The sequence below is a fragment of the Streptomyces sp. NPDC049837 genome (assembly GCF_040674455.1).
In the GTDB taxonomy this organism is placed as follows: Bacteria; Actinomycetota; Actinomycetes; order Streptomycetales; family Streptomycetaceae; genus Streptomyces.
On the sequence record NZ_JBFAMP010000003.1, the window covers coordinates 264374 to 279695 of the forward strand.

The window sequence follows — 15322 nt, forward strand, 5'->3', positions numbered from 1 at the left end:
ACACAAAGGAGACCGTGAACGTGCTTCCCACGATCACCACTGTCGAGGTACAGGAACAGGCCCCGCGCGTAGCCATACTCCCGGTCGGGTCGTATGAGCAGCATGGCGGCCATCTACCGCTCACCACGGACACGGCGATCGCGTGCATCATTACGCGTGAGCTGGCCTCTGCCTATCCGATCCTCCCGCTGTCACCGATCAGCATCGCGTGCAGCCACGAGCACGGAACATGGCCGGGCACGGTCAGCATCAGCGCTCGCACTCTGCATGCTGTGATCACCGACATCGCCCAGTCCCTTGAGACCTCCGGCATCCGAAAGCTCGTACTTGTCAACGCCCACGGCGGGAACTACGTGCTCTCGAACATCGTGCAGGAAGCCAACGTCACCGAGGCACGAATGGGCCTCTTCCCGCAGAGCCGCGAGTGGAAGCGAGCTCGGCAGCAGGCGGGGCTGATCAGCAACTCCTACGACGACATGCATGCTGGCGAGATCGAAACGTCGATCTTGCTGCATGCAGAGCCATCCCTCGTGCGCCCCGGCTACGAGACCGCAGACCACGATGGCGGCGAACGGCCGTTCCTGCTCACACAGGGTATGAAGGCCTACACCAAGACTGGCGTCATCGGGTTTCCCTCGTATGCCACGGCGGAGAAGGGAAAGGCAGTGCTGGCAAGCCTTGTGGAGAGCTTCGCCGAACACATGCAGTCGCTCGGTGAGTGAACCGCCTAAGTGCCCGCGCCTGCTGTAGCCCTCAACCCGCCGCACCCTAAACGGTCGTGAACGACCACGAACATCGTGCTGACTGAGCAGAGACGAGCCTGGCACGGCCGTAGTTCAGACCGTCAAGCGTGCGATGCCTCGCAGCGCCGGTGGGCGAGGGGCCCGGTGCGATAAGCCAGGCCCCATCGCAGCTCTTCTGCTCCGTTAGTTGGTCGCTGACCGGATCACGCCAGGGGCCAGCGCCTGTAACGAGTCGTGAGGCCGATCGACATGGTCGAGTGTCACCTCTGCGGCGCGGCCTGCCTGCTGCCCCGCCCCACTGGTGTGTGACCGCAGCGGCCCGCGCTGCGGCGCGCGGCTGCGGTCATGAAGGGGGCCAGGCCCCACGTCCTGCTTTACAAGGCAGGCTCACAAAACAGCCTGACGCGCCGGAGGCGCCCGGCGCTAATCACTCATCCCGGCCCGCCTCCATTTCGGAGGATCCGACCCACCGTCGTCGACTTTACCTCGGAATCTAGGTGCACGGACTCCACTTATCAGCAAGCGGAGGCTGGAACTTTCGAATTCATCAGCTCCCGGTCGCGGACGCGGCGCATCAGTTAGGGGTCTACAGTCAACAGGAAGCCATCCTATAGTTGCCAAGAATCAGATGGCGCTCCATCAGGGTCGAGGCCGTATGGCCACAACGGCTGCAGCAATGGAGAAATTTCGCTCGTTGCTTTGCGCTGCAACCAGAAGGCGTAACCTGCATCAGCAGCCTGCCGGGCCAGACGTTCAGCTCCAATATCATCTCCCGACTCCTTCCGCATTCTGGCAAGGCGAATCACTCCGTCGGGGTCTCTTGCATCAAGGGCATGACGGGCCAGGCGCTCGGCCTCTGCATGTTCTCCATGCTCTTCCCAGAGGACGGCGAGCTGAATTAAAGCTGAGGCGTCCCCTGCACGGGCAGCTTTGCTGTAGAGGTCAGCAGCTCGCCTCAGATTGCCATGCTTTTCTTGGATGGCACCAAGCAGAATCCAACCCCTGGGGCTACCTGTTTCTACAACCAATTGAGCCAACCGTTCGGCTTCCGCAGGGTTCCCAGTCTCGAACCGCGATTCTGCGAACCCGAGAACCCCGTCAACGTCGCCCTTCTCGGCAGCTTGACGGGCCAAACAATCGGCCTCCTCAAAATCTCCGGAATGATACTTAAGGGCAGCGAGTCGACTTAGAGAAGAAACCTCCCCAGCACTGGCAGCCTTCTCGTATACAGCAACAGATAGATTCTTGTCGCCAAATTCCTCGCTTACAAAACCCAACACCAGCAAAGCAGCCGGTTCTTGAACCTTACTTACCAGCCGATTGATTGACGCATTAATCTCACCGACATCACCAGAGATCAAAACGAGGTGAATCACCGCCCTGACGTCACCCGCATGCGCGGCATGAATAGCTAAACGTTCGACTCCTGCGTGATCCCCGGCCTGCTTCCGTAAGTCGGCCAGCAAAATAAAGCCCTCAATGTCCCCCTTCTCAGCGGCCTGCCGGGCTAGGCGCTCCGCCTCGTCGTGATCGCCAGCCTGCTCCCGCATTTCAGCGAGTCGAACCAAAGCCCTAGGTTCACCCTGTTGGGCTGCTCGTCGAGCCAGACGCTCAGCCTCGACATATTGACCGGAGTCTTTCCAAATGCTGGAAAGCTGCAACAGCGCATAGGCGTTGTTCAGATCAGCAGCTTTTCGGTAAATTCTAATGGCTTCACCTAATTTCCCAGATTCCTGCAGCATTGCGGCCACACGCAGGAGGGCATATTCGTCACCAGCATTAGCTGCCTGATAGGCGAGTCGTCCACCTTCCTCGAAATCTCCGCGGAGAGCTCGCGTGACAGCAAGTTCCACCAAAGCTCTTGAACTCCCGGCATCGGCTGCCTTGCGAGCCAAATGCTCAGCCCCCGCACGATCCCCTGCCTCTTCTCGAATCGCAGCGAGCTCAGCCAAGGCATAAGCATCGCCGGCTGCTGCCGCCTTTTGGTAAAGACGAACAGCTTCGCTAAGAATGCCATGGGATTCTTGGCGTATGCTGGCCAGCCGGACCATGGCGTCCGTGTCACCCAACTCTAATGCCTGACACGCTAGGCGTTCGGCCTCGATAGGATTCCCGACTTCTTCCCACAGAACAGTGAGTTCCACGAGAGCCTCGCCGCTGCCGGCATCCGCAGCTTTTTTCCGCAGATGATGAGCCCATTCGAGGCGAAGTCGATTCTCGGCAGCTTCGGCGAGGGCAGCGAGATCATCGGGCCTTCTGAGGTGATCACGGGCTGCTTCCCAGAAAGACGCGGGGGGACAAAGAGCCTGCCGCTGCTGCCGACCGTATTGCTCCAGATAGTCGGCCAGCCTGTAAACTGGGCTGGACAGCTCACCCTTTCCCTCAGGCACAGATGGTCGACGGACTGGGCGTTGGCGAACCCGGCGGAGAGGCGCCAGATTTCCATGGACGGGCGCGGTACTATCGACCAAAGCCCGCTCAAGCCAATTCTCGCTTGCGGCGTCGTACTCGTCATCAGTGAGGTAGCCCTCGGCGGCGTGTGCCAAGAACGCCAACGGCATGTGAAGACCGGCACCTAGTCGGCGAGCATCGACGGCGGCGTTCAAAAGCGCTCGAACTGACGGTGTCGCGGTCTGGTAACGCTGCAGGAGCGCAGGTACGCCAGCCAGGAATTGCGTAAGACGCCCGTCATCAACGTGTGCTAGAGCATGAGCGAGCTGTCGATCTCCGGAGGTAGCTGCCAGATCTTTAGCCGCAATTATCGCCTCACTATCGAAACTATCCGGTAGGTTGATGAGCCGATCGGCAAGTAGCTCTCGCGCTTGAGCATAAGGGTCTTCATGGCCGTACTCAGGCATTGCCATATAGGCATTAGCATACTCAGGCCAAAGGGTCCCCAAAATCAATACCGGTGCACGCGTAGAGTCGGTGAGCAAGGTACGCAGCGCCGCAGCAACGCGCTCTCCAAGTCCTCTCCCCGCACCAAGGTAGTGCTGGGCTTCATTGAGCCACACCACCGTTCGCGGGCCGACGTTTGTAAGGTCAGCCAATGCAGCTTCCGCCCGGGTGGGATCGAAGGGATGCCACAGCCCCCACCCCAGCGTGGCCAGCGGTTGCACGGCCTCCCAGCAAGCTCGCGTCTTGCCCGTAGAGGACGACCCGACCAGCACTGCCATCTCACTGCTACCGCGTGCCGCTGCATCGGCGATTGCTATCAGCGCTGCGTCGTGTGTCCGACTCACGTAGGCGGGCAACGCAGCAGAGGCGCGCTGGCCACCAGTGCTGCCGCGACGGCCACTCCCTGCGACTTTTGGGGCCTCAACGGCGGGGTGCACCTCGAGGTCGTATGGGTTCCAGTCCGCGATTGGCCGCCCGACCGTAGACCGTCGCGTTTCCTCGGTCTCGTCCGCTGAGCTCGCGGGTGTGTCTCCAGCGGCGATGGTTCGCAAGTCCAGGAGGGGACGCACCTCGAGGGCAAGAGCGCGTGCCAGGCAGCCCACGGTTTGGGCAGACGGCGGGGGTGCCGATCTGCTGAAGGCTTCGCTGACAACAGTGCGGCCCAAACCAGCGCGGCGAGCCAACAAGGTCTTATTCAGGCCTGCTGCCACTAGGCCGGCCTCCAGACGCGCGCGCAGCTCCTTAAGCGCGTCGGCCGGATCCTGGACCCTCTCCAAGCTCATCCCGCACTCCCCGTGGCCATGTCATGTACGCCGGTGTTCATCTTCGTTCAGCTGAACCCCGGCGAACACCAGCTTCACGACATTGGTGTGACAAAAGCTCACCGCGCCGAAGGGTTGTCACGTGTCCCACCACGCCGTCGTAGTCATGCTTGCCTGCGCCTTCACCGTTCTGGTTGCAACTTTGGTCGGAGGCGCCGCCGGCTACCTCGCCCGCCGCGACCAGGCCACCTATCCCGCCGCGCTATCAAAGGCAGCCGTAGCATTCGCTGCGACTGTTAGCTTGGCCGCGGCGATCACCACAGCGCTCGGTACGTTGGGCCGCTGATAGCACTTCACGACCGAGGCCCCGTTCCAGCTCCGTAGGCCCTTCCCGCAGCAGCGCCCGGGTCTCTGCGCGTGACCACCGCTCGCCGGACTGACCCCGTTCCCCCATAACCGCGTGCAGGCCTCACGCTGGACCGTCAGCTACTCGGGCAAAGGAGCCGTTAAAGGTGATTTGCCTTACGGATCAAGTCAACGAGATGCGATACGCGTTCGGATAGGTCGAGCTCTTCCCAAACCGCATCGGATGCACGCACAGCAATGCGAGCAATCTCTACCTTGTCTGGAGTGACGACACCATCTCCTCCGTCCTTCTTCCGCTTGACTCCGGCAAACATGTCACTAAACTTGTTCGTCGGCTTGAGGGGCTTCGCGGAAGGATGCACATGTTGTGCGGCGGACTTAAAAGCGTCCACTGGCACGTAGTTCTCAATCTCCCGCCCGGCTGTAACCCACGCGAAGCCGCCGCTCTCGGAGAATTCGTCCACGATTCTGACCTTGGCGTCTCTGAGCTGATCAGCCGGGGACTTAAGGTCGGAATCAATGACGATCGCCATATTCCGATTTATCTTCAGCAAGAGTATGAAATCCTCCACCGTCCCTTCAGGCGCAAGCCACTCGGAGCCACTGAGGTGGGAGAGCAGCTTGCCTCCATAGAACATCACACTGTAATGAATTCCCTCCACAAGGGACGGATCAGCGAGGCGAATCCAGTGATTGATGTAGATTCGGTCTGAAGGTCCTTCAACCCAAACTACGAAGTTTGCCTGCAGAATATCGGATGCCCGATACCCGAGACTCCGGGAGATTCGAGCACGATTATGCTCAGTTACGGCCGTTCGGACGGTTGTCCCGCGCTCATACGTATGCGAAATGTCAACAACCGTTACATCCGGATTGTCCATCAGACTCGTTGAATGAGTGCTCAACAAGTATCTGTTGTCAGTCTCTTCCATGAGATACCTAGCGAGCTTACGGAGTAGAATGGGGTGCAGATGCACCTCAGGTTCCTCGATACAAATGAGTGCACCTGAATGCCAGGTCGCCGCTGCTGCGAGCATCACGACCTGTGAAACTCCCGCCCCTAGGCTCTCAATGGGGAGCACTCGGCCGCCGACACTCACATGGATTGTCGTGCTGTTGTAGGGGATAGCGATCTGCGCATCCCCTTCCTCAAGAACTCTGCGCAAAAAGTTATTGATCCTTTGAAACCGCTTCGAGTCCTCGCGATACCGTTCAGCAGATGGTGAATGAAGGGCGTGCAGAAAACCCGGAAGTCCACGCCCATCCAAACGAGTTAGGTTCGGCTGTGGAGACCCATCGGAAACAATCTCTCGAAACGCTGGAATCATCACAACCGCCGGGTAGACCAGTGGCTGCGCGAGACGTTGCACAATACTGTAGACGTTGTCTTCGAGTCGGGCGGCGCTACCAGTCAGTTTACTGGCGGCATCGGAGAACTCCCGGTCCCTGCCAGACATGGCTGCACAAACTGACTGGAGCGAATCGGGACTTAGGACGGCCGCCCCGCTAGATTCATCGCGCTTAAATCGGAACCAAAACGCCTTGTCCTCCTCGCTATACAGAGACGGATGCCTGACCAGAGACTCCAAAGCATCACTGGTGCTGGAGCCAAGTCGCTCGCGATGGTCGAAAATTTTTTCCAAATGTTCGAGAGGGCTATCGCTGTGCAGCGCAACCCCGTACCCAAAGGGAGGGACTTCCACATCCTCGGGCAAGATCGGGACGTCTAGAGGATCCAGGGGAGGAACTGACCCGCCAGCCCCGGACAATGGAGACAGAAATTTTTCGGCAAACCTGAAAACGTTACTCTTGCCGCTGTTGTTGGGACCAGCCACGACGGTAACTTTAGTGAGTGGGAAGATTCGCTGCGGCTCCGAATAGAAGCTGCGGAATCCCGCGATCTCGAAACCAGCCATCTCGCTCATTTACTCACTCCCGGACAGCGCTACGGAGTTCGTCCGCTCCGTGCAGCCATTGTCGTGCATGTGAGCGGCTGAGTCGATGCGGATCGGAAACTTCAGCCGGATATTCGGCGCCGACCCCGGGCGGCCAGGAAGGGGTGGCGCCCCCTGCGCTTGTGCAGCGCGAACCACCTGCAAGTCAGTCGAGCGCTACGTCAACCGGCCGGGACATCCAGCGAGATGAGGACATCGCCAGACGACGGGGACCCTCATCAGGTGTGATGGAGCACCGGACTACTCAGATGGAGGACGCGCGATGCCCCTGTCTCATGCGGAGATCTTGGTGCCGGCGGAGAGCGCCAGTGGTTCTTGGAACATGCAATGGCAGCTCAAGTGTCCAGCCTGCGGCAATGGCGAGGTTGAGCGAGCTGACACAGCCGGCGACCACCAGGCGGTGACCTTGCAGCCCGACCGGGACGACTACGACAGCCCGCTAGGGACCCGCGGCGGATACGTGCGTGTTGACCTGACGTGCAGCAATGGACACGGCTTCGCGTTCATCGTGAGCAACCACAAGGGGGCAGAGTTCGTCGGCGTGGTCGCCCGCGTCTAAGCTCAGGCCTCGGCTTAGCCGCTCGTTGCCCCCGCTCTTCGCCAGTGCACTGACGGACGCCACCGTTCCTCCCGTTTCACCTGCTGCATGCACCCCGAGGACGACCACGTACGGCCATGCGGATCGTTGGGAATCGTGTGGGTGTCTGCGCGCTCGGAATGTCACTGGGCGCCGGTCGTGCGCTCTAGCTGCATGGCGAGGAACTAACACATCCTGTTGGAGGTGCTCCATAGCGAGGGCTCTGCTACCACGGGGGGGCGCTGTGGGTGAGTGGAAGCAAGGTAAGTGAGGGTGGCCGCTCAATGGCGGAGGCCGGTGTTCAAACTTGACCATGAAAGGCACACCGCCCGCTGTTGGCGGCACCAAGGGGACTGAACCAAGCAGGGACAGGCGGAACGCAAGAAGACCAGCAGAGTCCGCCGCACAGCGCTGAACCGCCCATCCAAGGATCGCCAGCGGGCGGAATGTGTGAGCAGCGTGTGAAGCGCGTCGGTACTTGACCTCTGTCAGACGTTCAGGCAGGTCAGATGCGGTATCAGTAGCTGACTACCAATGCCCTCCGGAGCCGTGTGCGCAGGTTCGAATCCTGCCGGGGGCACCCTTTATGAGGTGCCCAAAGACCCCGCCATCAGCGCTGTCGCTGAGGACGGGGTCTTCTTGTATTCCATCAGCCGGCGTCCGGCCACTCCTCAGGAGACGGAGGCGGCTCCGGGCCGTTCTGCCGTGCCGCCTGCCGCGTGTTCTCCCCTCGCAGGGTCGTCAACCACGGCCAGAGATCCGGCAGGGGCTGTGCGGGGCAGGCGAGACGGTGCTCGATACGGCACCGCTGGAACTGATCCGGCGGGCAAACCCCGTATACAGTCACCCGCCTCCGAGAGTCGCCTGCTCGTCGGCCCAGGCGTAGAGCGCGAACCGGACGGAACACCTGGGGCAGCCGTTCGTCAGCGAGACGAAACACGACGCGGCAGGCGCAGGCGGCAACGAGCGTCCGACGACACGTGGCCGGGAACAGGGTCGCCCGCGCCTGTCCGGTCGGCCGGTTCCGGGCTTTTACGGAGGCGCGGGCGTACGTGGCCGGGGCGGTCCGCTTCGCGGCTTTGGCCGCTGTGCCGACCGCGTACGGGAGCGGCCCTAGAGAGGGAGCTGCTGTGCCTTTTCCAGCCCGGCGCTCACCTGGCGCGGAAGCTCGATCTGTTGCGGGCCCTCCGCTCTCCACACCGCTATGCCGTTCCTGGCGATCAGACTCAGCGGAATCTTCGGGTTGTTGAGGTGGGGACGCGCTCCCCCTTCACGGTAGCTCTCCTCCTGCCTGAGCAGTTTGGCTTCCCACTCCGCGAATTTGACCTCCAACCGCGACGGTTCGATCTCGTAGATCACCTCAGGGGCTGCTTGATCGAAGACGGCAACGATCCACAGGTGGACCTTCCGGTAACGATCGATGTTTTCCAGGGTCAGCGTGTGCTCGGTTGTCACGCTGAGCGAGTTCTTACGCTCGCCCCTGGCATTTATCCGCGCGACCGTCTTGATCTCGTACTCGCGCCCCAGGTCATCCGTCGCATCGTTTCCGGTGCGCCCGCCGCCCTTTTTCAAATTGAAGAGCTCAAGGAGCATGAGTTCTTTGTAGCCACCGTCGTCGAACACATTATGGATTCGCCGCTTCGAAGCCCTCACTTGGAGGTCCGCTCCTAACTGCACGAGATCCTGAATGTTCCCGCTGGGCCGGAGAATGGCCTGCCGCCCCTGCTCCGTCGAAAGTTGATCTGTCACGCACGTGACAGTCGCCCAGAGACAGGGGGCACGTCTACAGACTTTGAGTAACACGCAGCAAGTGACCGGACTTGGGCTCCACGGTCCACCCGTCCTCGAGGAGCGCATTGGTGACGACGCTGAGGTCGATTTCGCCGAGATGCCACCCCTCACGGATGCCAGTACGAAGAAGCTCGAGGTACAGGTGGCTGGGCGTCGCGGGATCGGCTGCGGCGATGGTGCGGATCGTCCTGGCGATGAGCTCCGCGTCAACATGCCGGAGCATTTCTTCACCACCCTCAGCCGCCGCTGCCTCCATGGTGATGACGAGATCCAAGGTGGCAACGTGCTCGAAGCCCGAAGCAAGACCCTTGACTGAGCGCTGGCCCTTATTGAGTACGACCAGGGCGTCAGGGATGATCCGCAGGCCTGCCGTCAGGATCGCCCGCTGGACCAGGGCCCAGACCTCCCCCGACGAGTTGCCGAAGACCATGCTGATCTTGCCGCCGGGCTTCAGGACGCGCCTGCACTCCGAGAGCGCCTGAGTGAGCATCTGTTCATATCGGTCAGCCGTTCTCGCGCCCTTCGTGCCACGGCGATCGATTACCGCTTCGCTCTGGACGTCGGTGAAACCATCGAGCCAAGCCTCCTGGAACAACGCCATATCGGCGTAGAAAAGATTCGAACCGAATGGCGGATCCGTGAACACGTAGTCCACGCTTCCGTCCGGCAGCGGGATCTTCTCAGCACTGCTGATTCCGTAGGAGACTTCAGGGTGGTCGACCTCTTCGACTCCCGGACGGAAGTTCCGGGAGGATCGAATCCATTCATCGGATTTGAGCACGGCCGAGCACTTGCGAAGGAAGAGCTCGTAGGCGTTCCACTCGTAGAAGACCGACGCGACGTAATAATTCGCGTTCGCCGCATTCAGGGGACGAGCCTTGGACCACTGGTAACGCTTCGACGCGCGGGTCAAGCAAGCGGTGAATGCGAAAAGGAGCTTTTCCCTGACCCTCCTGTCCTCAACCGCATGAATTCGCTTGTGCAAGGTGGCGAGGACAGCAAGGTTCCTCTTCGAGTAGAAGGAAGCGATGCTTGTCATGCCGCTCTTGCCGAGAGCAGACGCCTTGTACATCTGCCGGTCCGGCGTGATCTCCACCTTCGGGTAGCCGAGTGACTCCACATCGACGAACGGCGGATCCTGGGGCTCCTGCTCGATTTGCGTCGTGACGCAGGTGCAACTTACGTAGTCCAACACCTGCTCTTCGCCCACACGGCGATCCCGGCTTGATACCGGCCCGTCACAGTTCGGGCAGACCATTTTCGGCTTCTGCCAATTCGCAGCCTCCAGGGCGTGATAGTAATTCACTGGATGACTGCACTGCCGGCACTCGACGACGAAGGACCAGACAGCTTTTACCAGTTCGGCATCGGACCGGCATTTGGAGCATTGGACTTTGTACAAGTCACCCAGTTCGGCCCTGGATGCCTCGACCACCTGCTGCGCATGCTTGTCGAAAAGGCTTTGCTCCACAAGGTTGACGTAATTGCTGCCGATATGACGACCCAGGACGCTGATGTCAAAGAGCTTGGCGGATCGCCCAGCCATCGCTGAGGCCACACCGGTCATACCCGAGCCCGCGAAAGGGTCCACCACCGTATCTCCCGGCATGGAGTACGCCTCGATGAAGGGAAGGATGGCCGGAACGGGGACCTTCGTCAGGTATGCGTGCGCCATGTACGCCGGGTCGCTCCTGCCGACGGCGAGCTCCTCGGGGACCTGCGCACTGTTACTCATAGTCTGTAGCCTCATAGTCTGAGTCGATCTAGGGTCTGGTCGCCATGACTACTCACGGCGACAGTGTCAGCACCCAAGAGCATCGCTTGGCTTTCGGCAGCCAGGTACGCAAGCTACGGGAGCAAGCCGGCCTGTCGCAGGAAGCGCTGGCCAACGCCGCCGGTATCCATCGCACGTACGTTTCGAGCCTTGAGCGTGGTCAGCGCAACGTCGGTCTGGACAACATCGTTTCCTTGGCTAGCGCTCTCAACGTGCCACCTGCAACGCTCCTGCAAGGCCTGTGACCCGGCCGTGACCGTGTTTCAGCGGATGTATTGAGTCACGCAGAATACCGCCCGGGCCGGCCCTCGGTTCCGACCGCACCCACTGTGGTGTCGGACCGCTCCCGGAGTCGCCCGGTTACGTGGGACGACCGGGGCTCAGCCGAGGCGGGTGAGTTTCTGGGTGAGGGACGGCTCGGTGAGGTCGGTTTTGAGGGCGACCGGGGTGCGGGGGGCGTTAGGGCCGGTGCCGATGGTGAGTTCGCCGATGACGGTGCCGGCTTGTGCGGTGTGGGGGATGGATTTGCCGGGGTTGTGGAAGGTGATGGCCAGTTTCTGGCCGGGGACGCCCACGGCCTTCAGGTCCTTGGTGGCGATGACCGGGGTCCGGCCGCCGAGGCCGTTGTCGATGTGGCCGACGACCTGGCCCTTGGTCACCGCGGGGGCGGAGGTGAGGGCGGTGCGTACCGCCTCGATGACCTTTTTGCTGTTGTCCTGGACCAGGACGAGGCTGTTGGCGCCGTTGGGGTCCGGCGGGGGTGCGTGCTGGTCCATCATCGTGCCGAGGATGAGCCGGTCCTTGCCGTCCACGGTCTTGTAGGCGGCCCAGGACAGCGTGCCGCCGGCGGGGGTGTTCGAGCCGGTCTTGATGCCCCGGATACTCAGGCCCGCGACGAGCAGGCGGTCGTTGTTGTTGTTGATGCGCCCGATGCCGGGGATGTCGGCGTTCGGCATGGCGACGATCGCGCGGAAGGCGTCGTACTTCATCACCTCCTCGGCCAGCTTGAGCTGGTCGACGGCGGTGCTCACGGTGCCCTTGTCGAGGCCGCTGGGGTCGGTGTAGGTGGTGTTCTTCATACCGAGGGCCTTGGCCGCGTCGTTCATCTTCCTGACGAAGGCCTTCTCGTCCGTGGACGCCGTGTCCCAACGCGCCAGCAACCGGCCGACGTTGTTGCCCGACGGAATCATCAGCATCTTCAGCATGTCCTGCTGGCTGAACGTCTGCCCCACCTTGAGGCCCTCGATGCGCGATTCGTGCTCGGACGTGCCCTCCTCCACGGCTTGGGGGTCGACCGTGATCAGGGGGCCCTTCTCGTTCTTCTTGAGAGGGTGTTCGCGGAGAATCACATAGGCGGTCATGATCTTGGCGACACTCGCCGTCGGGACCGGCTTCTCTGCCCCGAACGTCCCGATGCGCCCCGATCCCACGACCGTCACCGCCGCCTGCCCCTCTTCGGGCCAGGGGAGCGCGAGTGGGTCGCCCGAGAAGGTGAAGGAGGACGTGTTCTCGGCGAGGGTGAAGGTCGGCTCGGGGAGCGGGCGGACGATCTGCACGGTCAGGAGGACGAGCCCGAGGAGCGCCACGAGGGGCGTCCAGATCTTGACCCTGCGCGCGAGCGTACGGGCCGGGGTGGCGGGCGGCGGCGGGGTGTTGGTGAGCTGCGCCAGCAGATCGAGTGGCGCGGGTGTGGGGGCGGGTGTGGGAGGGGGCGTGGGGGCGGGCGCGGGTGCGGGCTTGGACGTGGGGGCGGGTGTGGGGGCGGCGGGCTGTGGATGCGGGTGGATGGCCTGGTCTGGGGCCGTCTGGGTCGGGACGGCGGCTGGGGTCGGGGCGGAGGCCGGGATCTGGGCGGAGGCCGGGATCGGGACGGTTTCCTCCGGGGCCGCCTTGCCCAGGGCGGTCTGTCCGGGGGCTGCCTCGGCCGGGGCGGCTTGGTGCGGGGCTGCCTCGTTTGGGGCGGTCGCGTCCGTGGGACCTTCGGCGGGCGCCGGGTTGGGGGCCGCCTCGGCCGTGGGCCTCTCGGCGGGCGGCTGGTCGGCGGCTGCCTCAGCCGGGGCGGCCTCGTCCGTGGAGCCTTCGGCGGGCGCCGGGTTGAGGGCCTCGTGCGGTGCCTCGTCGGTGGCCGCCTGGTTGGGGGCTGCCTTGGCCGGGGGCTCTTCGGCAGGTGCCTGGTTGGGGGCTGCCTCGGCCGGGGCGGCCTTCTCCGTGAGGTCTTCGACGGGGCCTTGGTCGTGGGCAGCCCCGGCCCGGGTGGCCTCGCCCGTGGGCTCCTCGGCGGGCGCCTGGACGGGGGCCGCCTGGTCCGTGGGCTCCTCGGCGGGCGCCTGGACGGGGGCCGCCTCGTATGGGGCCGCCTCGCCCGTGGGCGGCTGGACGGGGGCAGCCTCGGCCCGCTGGTCCGTGAGGTCTTCGACGGGCGCCTCGGCCCGGGTGTCCTCGCCCGTGGGCTCCTCGACGGGCGCCTCGGCCGTGGGGGCTTCGGCGGTGGCCGCACGGTTGGGGGGCTGATGCGCCGGCTGGGTGGGGCCGGGCTCGTCCGTGGGGGCCACGAGTTCGCGGGTGGCGTCGTCTGTGGCGGGCGGGGGTGCGGGGAGTACCCGGGTGGTGTCGGCCGCGGCCGTCGCCGGCTGCTCTTCCGTGGCGTTTTCCGCGTCGGTGGGACCGCCCGCCATCGCTCTCTCCTTCATATGCCGCAACGCTACTTGATACCGGGATGTGTCCGGTCAGGGCGGATACCAGCCGTTATGGCGGGAATACGCCGTTGTCCGTCCCCCTCACCGGCGACTTGACCCGGCGAGGGTCCTGAGGAACTTCGCCGCGATGGGGCCCGCGTCGGTGCCGCCCGAGCCGCCGTCTTCCAGCAGGACGGACCAGGCGAGGTTCTGGTTGCGCTGGTAACCGATCATCCAGGCGTGGGTGCGCGGTGGGGTGTCGGTACCGAACTCCGCGGTGCCCGTCTTGGCGTGCGGCTCGCCGGGGATGTCCTGGAGGGCGCGGCCGGCGCCATCGGTGACGGTGGACCGCATCATGGAGCGCAGGGAGGCGACCACGGCGGGGTCCAGCCGGGCCGGGGCCTGGTACCGCTTCTTCACGGCGGCCGGCACCAGGACGGGCTGCTTGAAGACGCCCGCCTTGACCGTGGCCGCGGTGGAGGCCATCACCAGCGGCGACGCCTGTACGCGGGCCTGCCCGATGGTGGCGGCGGCCTTGTCGTTGTCGCTGGTGGCGACCGGGACGCTGCCGTCGTACGTCGCGGTGCCCACGTCCCACGTACCGCCGATGCCGAAGGCGGCCGCGGTGTCGTGCAGGGCGGAGGCGGACAGCCTGCCGCGGGAGTTGACGAAGAAGGTGTTGCAGGAGTGGGCGAAGTCGTCCCGCAAGGTGGCGCCCTCGGGGAGCACGAACTGGCCCTGGTTCTCGAAGCGCTGGCCGTTGACGTAGGCGTACTTGGGGCAGGCGCCCGGGTCGGACGGCTTCATACCTTGTCGCAGCAGGGCGGCGGCGGTGACCACCTTGAAGGTGGAGCCGGGCGGGTAGCGGCCCTCCAGCGCGCGGTTCATGCCGGCGGGCATGTTCGCGGCGGCCAGGATGTGACCGTTGGAGGGGTCGATGGCGACGATCGCCGCGTTCTTCTCGACCCCGTCCAGCGCCTCGGCCGCGGCCTCCTGGACCCGGGGGTCGATGGTCGTCCGCACCGGCTTGCCCGGGCTCGCCCCCGTGCCGGTGAGCCACTTCACCACCTGGCCCGACCCGCGGTCCACGACCACGACGAACCTGGACGGGCCCGGGCCGCCCGTGAGCTGCTCGTCGTAGCGCGCCTGGAGACCCGACACCCCCTTGCCGGTCCTGGGGTCGACCTGCCCGACGAGGGAGGCGGCCCGCAGTGCGTGGCCGTTGGCGTCCAGGATGGGGGCCCGCTCCCGTGACTTCAGGGCGAGCGTCTGACCCGGCACCATGTCCGGGTGGACCATCGGGGTCCGGAACTCCACCTTCCAGGTGCCGCCGGTCCTGACCACGGTCGCCCTGGAGTCCCAGGCGTAGTCACCCGCCCCCGGGAGGGTCATCGCCACGCGGAACGGAACGTCCACCCGCCCTTCCGCCTTCCGCTCCCCCGTACCGGCGCTGATCTCGGTCTTCGACGGCTTGAGGTTCGTCATGACGGACGCGATCAGTGACCGGGCGTTGCCGGGGTTGTCCGTCAGTCCGCCCGCTCGCTGTGCGTCGCCCGCCTCCCAGGCGTCGAGGAACTTCGCCAGGTGCCCCTTCGCGGCCACCACGCGGGGGTCCTCCGAGCCGTCGCGGGCGACGAGGGTGGCGTATCCCCAGTAGCCGACGCCCCCGGTCACGGCGAGCGACGCGATCGCCAGGGCGACCGTCCGGGCACGGGACCGACGCCTGCGGTACGGCGGGGAACCGCCATGGCTGTGGATACGCGTCATGCGGGCCAGGCTATG

At 63.9% G+C, this 15322-nt stretch carries 10 protein-coding genes; 3 read left to right on the forward strand and 7 right to left on the reverse strand.

The window, feature by feature from the left end:
- Nucleotides 1-20 precede the first annotated feature (20 nt).
- Nucleotides 21-722: a creatininase family protein gene (locus AB0J57_RS09135; protein WP_366127385.1), complete on the forward strand. Its 702-nt coding sequence runs from the start codon at nt 21-23 to the stop codon at nt 720-722.
- 629 nt (nt 723-1351) lie between these two features.
- Here the strand turns inward: AB0J57_RS09135 and AB0J57_RS09140 are convergent.
- Complete coding sequence (locus tag AB0J57_RS09140; protein WP_366127386.1) at nt 1352-3919, reverse strand: transcriptional regulator; 2568 nt, start codon at nt 3917-3919, stop codon at nt 1352-1354.
- A gap of 989 nt (nt 3920-4908) precedes the next feature.
- A complete protein-coding gene (locus AB0J57_RS09145) occupies nt 4909-6693 on the reverse strand; it encodes an ATP-binding protein (RefSeq protein ID WP_366127387.1) in 1785 nt (594 codons plus the stop codon).
- Nucleotides 6694-6985: 292 nt separating this feature from the next.
- Here AB0J57_RS09145 and AB0J57_RS09150 point away from each other — a divergent pair, with 292 nt between their 5' ends.
- On the forward strand, nt 6986-7282 hold the full coding sequence (locus AB0J57_RS09150; protein WP_366127388.1) for a hypothetical protein: 297 nt from the start codon (nt 6986-6988) through the stop codon (nt 7280-7282).
- Nucleotides 7283-7949: 667 nt separating this feature from the next.
- Here AB0J57_RS09150 and AB0J57_RS09155 read toward each other — a convergent pair.
- From AB0J57_RS09155 to AB0J57_RS09165, 3 genes are read right to left on the reverse strand one after another with little or no spacing between them, the layout of a single operon-like run.
- Nucleotides 7950-8498, reverse strand: a complete 549-nt coding sequence (locus AB0J57_RS09155; protein ID WP_366127389.1) for a DUF6083 domain-containing protein — start codon at nt 8496-8498, stop codon at nt 7950-7952.
- Complete coding sequence (locus AB0J57_RS09160; RefSeq protein ID WP_366127390.1) at nt 8414-9049, reverse strand: hypothetical protein; 636 nt, start codon at nt 9047-9049, stop codon at nt 8414-8416. The genes AB0J57_RS09155 and AB0J57_RS09160 overlap by 85 nt, the downstream gene beginning before the upstream one ends.
- A 34-nt stretch (nt 9050-9083) precedes the next feature.
- Nucleotides 9084-10826: a DNA methyltransferase gene (locus AB0J57_RS09165; RefSeq protein WP_366127391.1), complete on the reverse strand. Its 1743-nt coding sequence runs from the start codon at nt 10824-10826 to the stop codon at nt 9084-9086.
- A gap of 44 nt (nt 10827-10870) precedes the next feature.
- On the opposite strand from AB0J57_RS09165, the gene AB0J57_RS09170 reads away from it, so the two are divergent.
- A complete protein-coding gene (locus AB0J57_RS09170) occupies nt 10871-11110 on the forward strand; it encodes a helix-turn-helix transcriptional regulator (protein ID WP_366127392.1) in 240 nt (79 codons plus the stop codon).
- A 135-nt stretch (nt 11111-11245) separates the two neighbouring features.
- Here AB0J57_RS09170 and AB0J57_RS09175 read toward each other — a convergent pair whose 3' ends face one another.
- Together AB0J57_RS09175 and AB0J57_RS09180 are read right to left on the reverse strand one after the other, a co-directional pair.
- Nucleotides 11246-13555: a D-alanyl-D-alanine carboxypeptidase gene (locus AB0J57_RS09175; protein ID WP_366127393.1), complete on the reverse strand. Its 2310-nt coding sequence runs from the start codon at nt 13553-13555 to the stop codon at nt 11246-11248.
- An 87-nt stretch (nt 13556-13642) separates the two neighbouring features.
- Complete coding sequence (locus AB0J57_RS09180) at nt 13643-15307, reverse strand: penicillin-binding transpeptidase domain-containing protein (protein WP_366127394.1); 1665 nt, start codon at nt 15305-15307, stop codon at nt 13643-13645.
- Nucleotides 15308-15322: the final 15 nt, after the last annotated feature.

What these genes read in the sequence shown, in the direction of transcription:
- AB0J57_RS09140 (WP_366127386.1), bottom strand. Translation starts at nt 3,919, where the DNA reads ATGGCAGTGCTGGTCGGGTCGTCCTCTACGGGCAAGACGCGAGCTTGC.
- AB0J57_RS09145 (WP_366127387.1), bottom strand. Translation starts at nt 6,693, where the DNA reads ATGAGCGAGATGGCTGGTTTCGAGATCGCGGGATTCCGCAGCTTCTAT.
- AB0J57_RS09150 (WP_366127388.1), top strand. Translation starts at nt 6,986, where the DNA reads ATGCCCCTGTCTCATGCGGAGATCTTGGTGCCGGCGGAGAGCGCCAGT.
- AB0J57_RS09165 (WP_366127391.1), bottom strand. Translation starts at nt 10,826, where the DNA reads ATGAGTAACAGTGCGCAGGTCCCCGAGGAGCTCGCCGTCGGCAGGAGC.
- AB0J57_RS09170 (WP_366127392.1), top strand. Translation starts at nt 10,871, where the DNA reads ATGACTACTCACGGCGACAGTGTCAGCACCCAAGAGCATCGCTTGGCT.
- AB0J57_RS09175 (WP_366127393.1), bottom strand. Translation starts at nt 13,555, where the DNA reads ATGAAGGAGAGAGCGATGGCGGGCGGTCCCACCGACGCGGAAAACGCC.
- AB0J57_RS09180 (WP_366127394.1), bottom strand. Translation starts at nt 15,307, where the DNA reads ATGACGCGTATCCACAGCCATGGCGGTTCCCCGCCGTACCGCAGGCGT.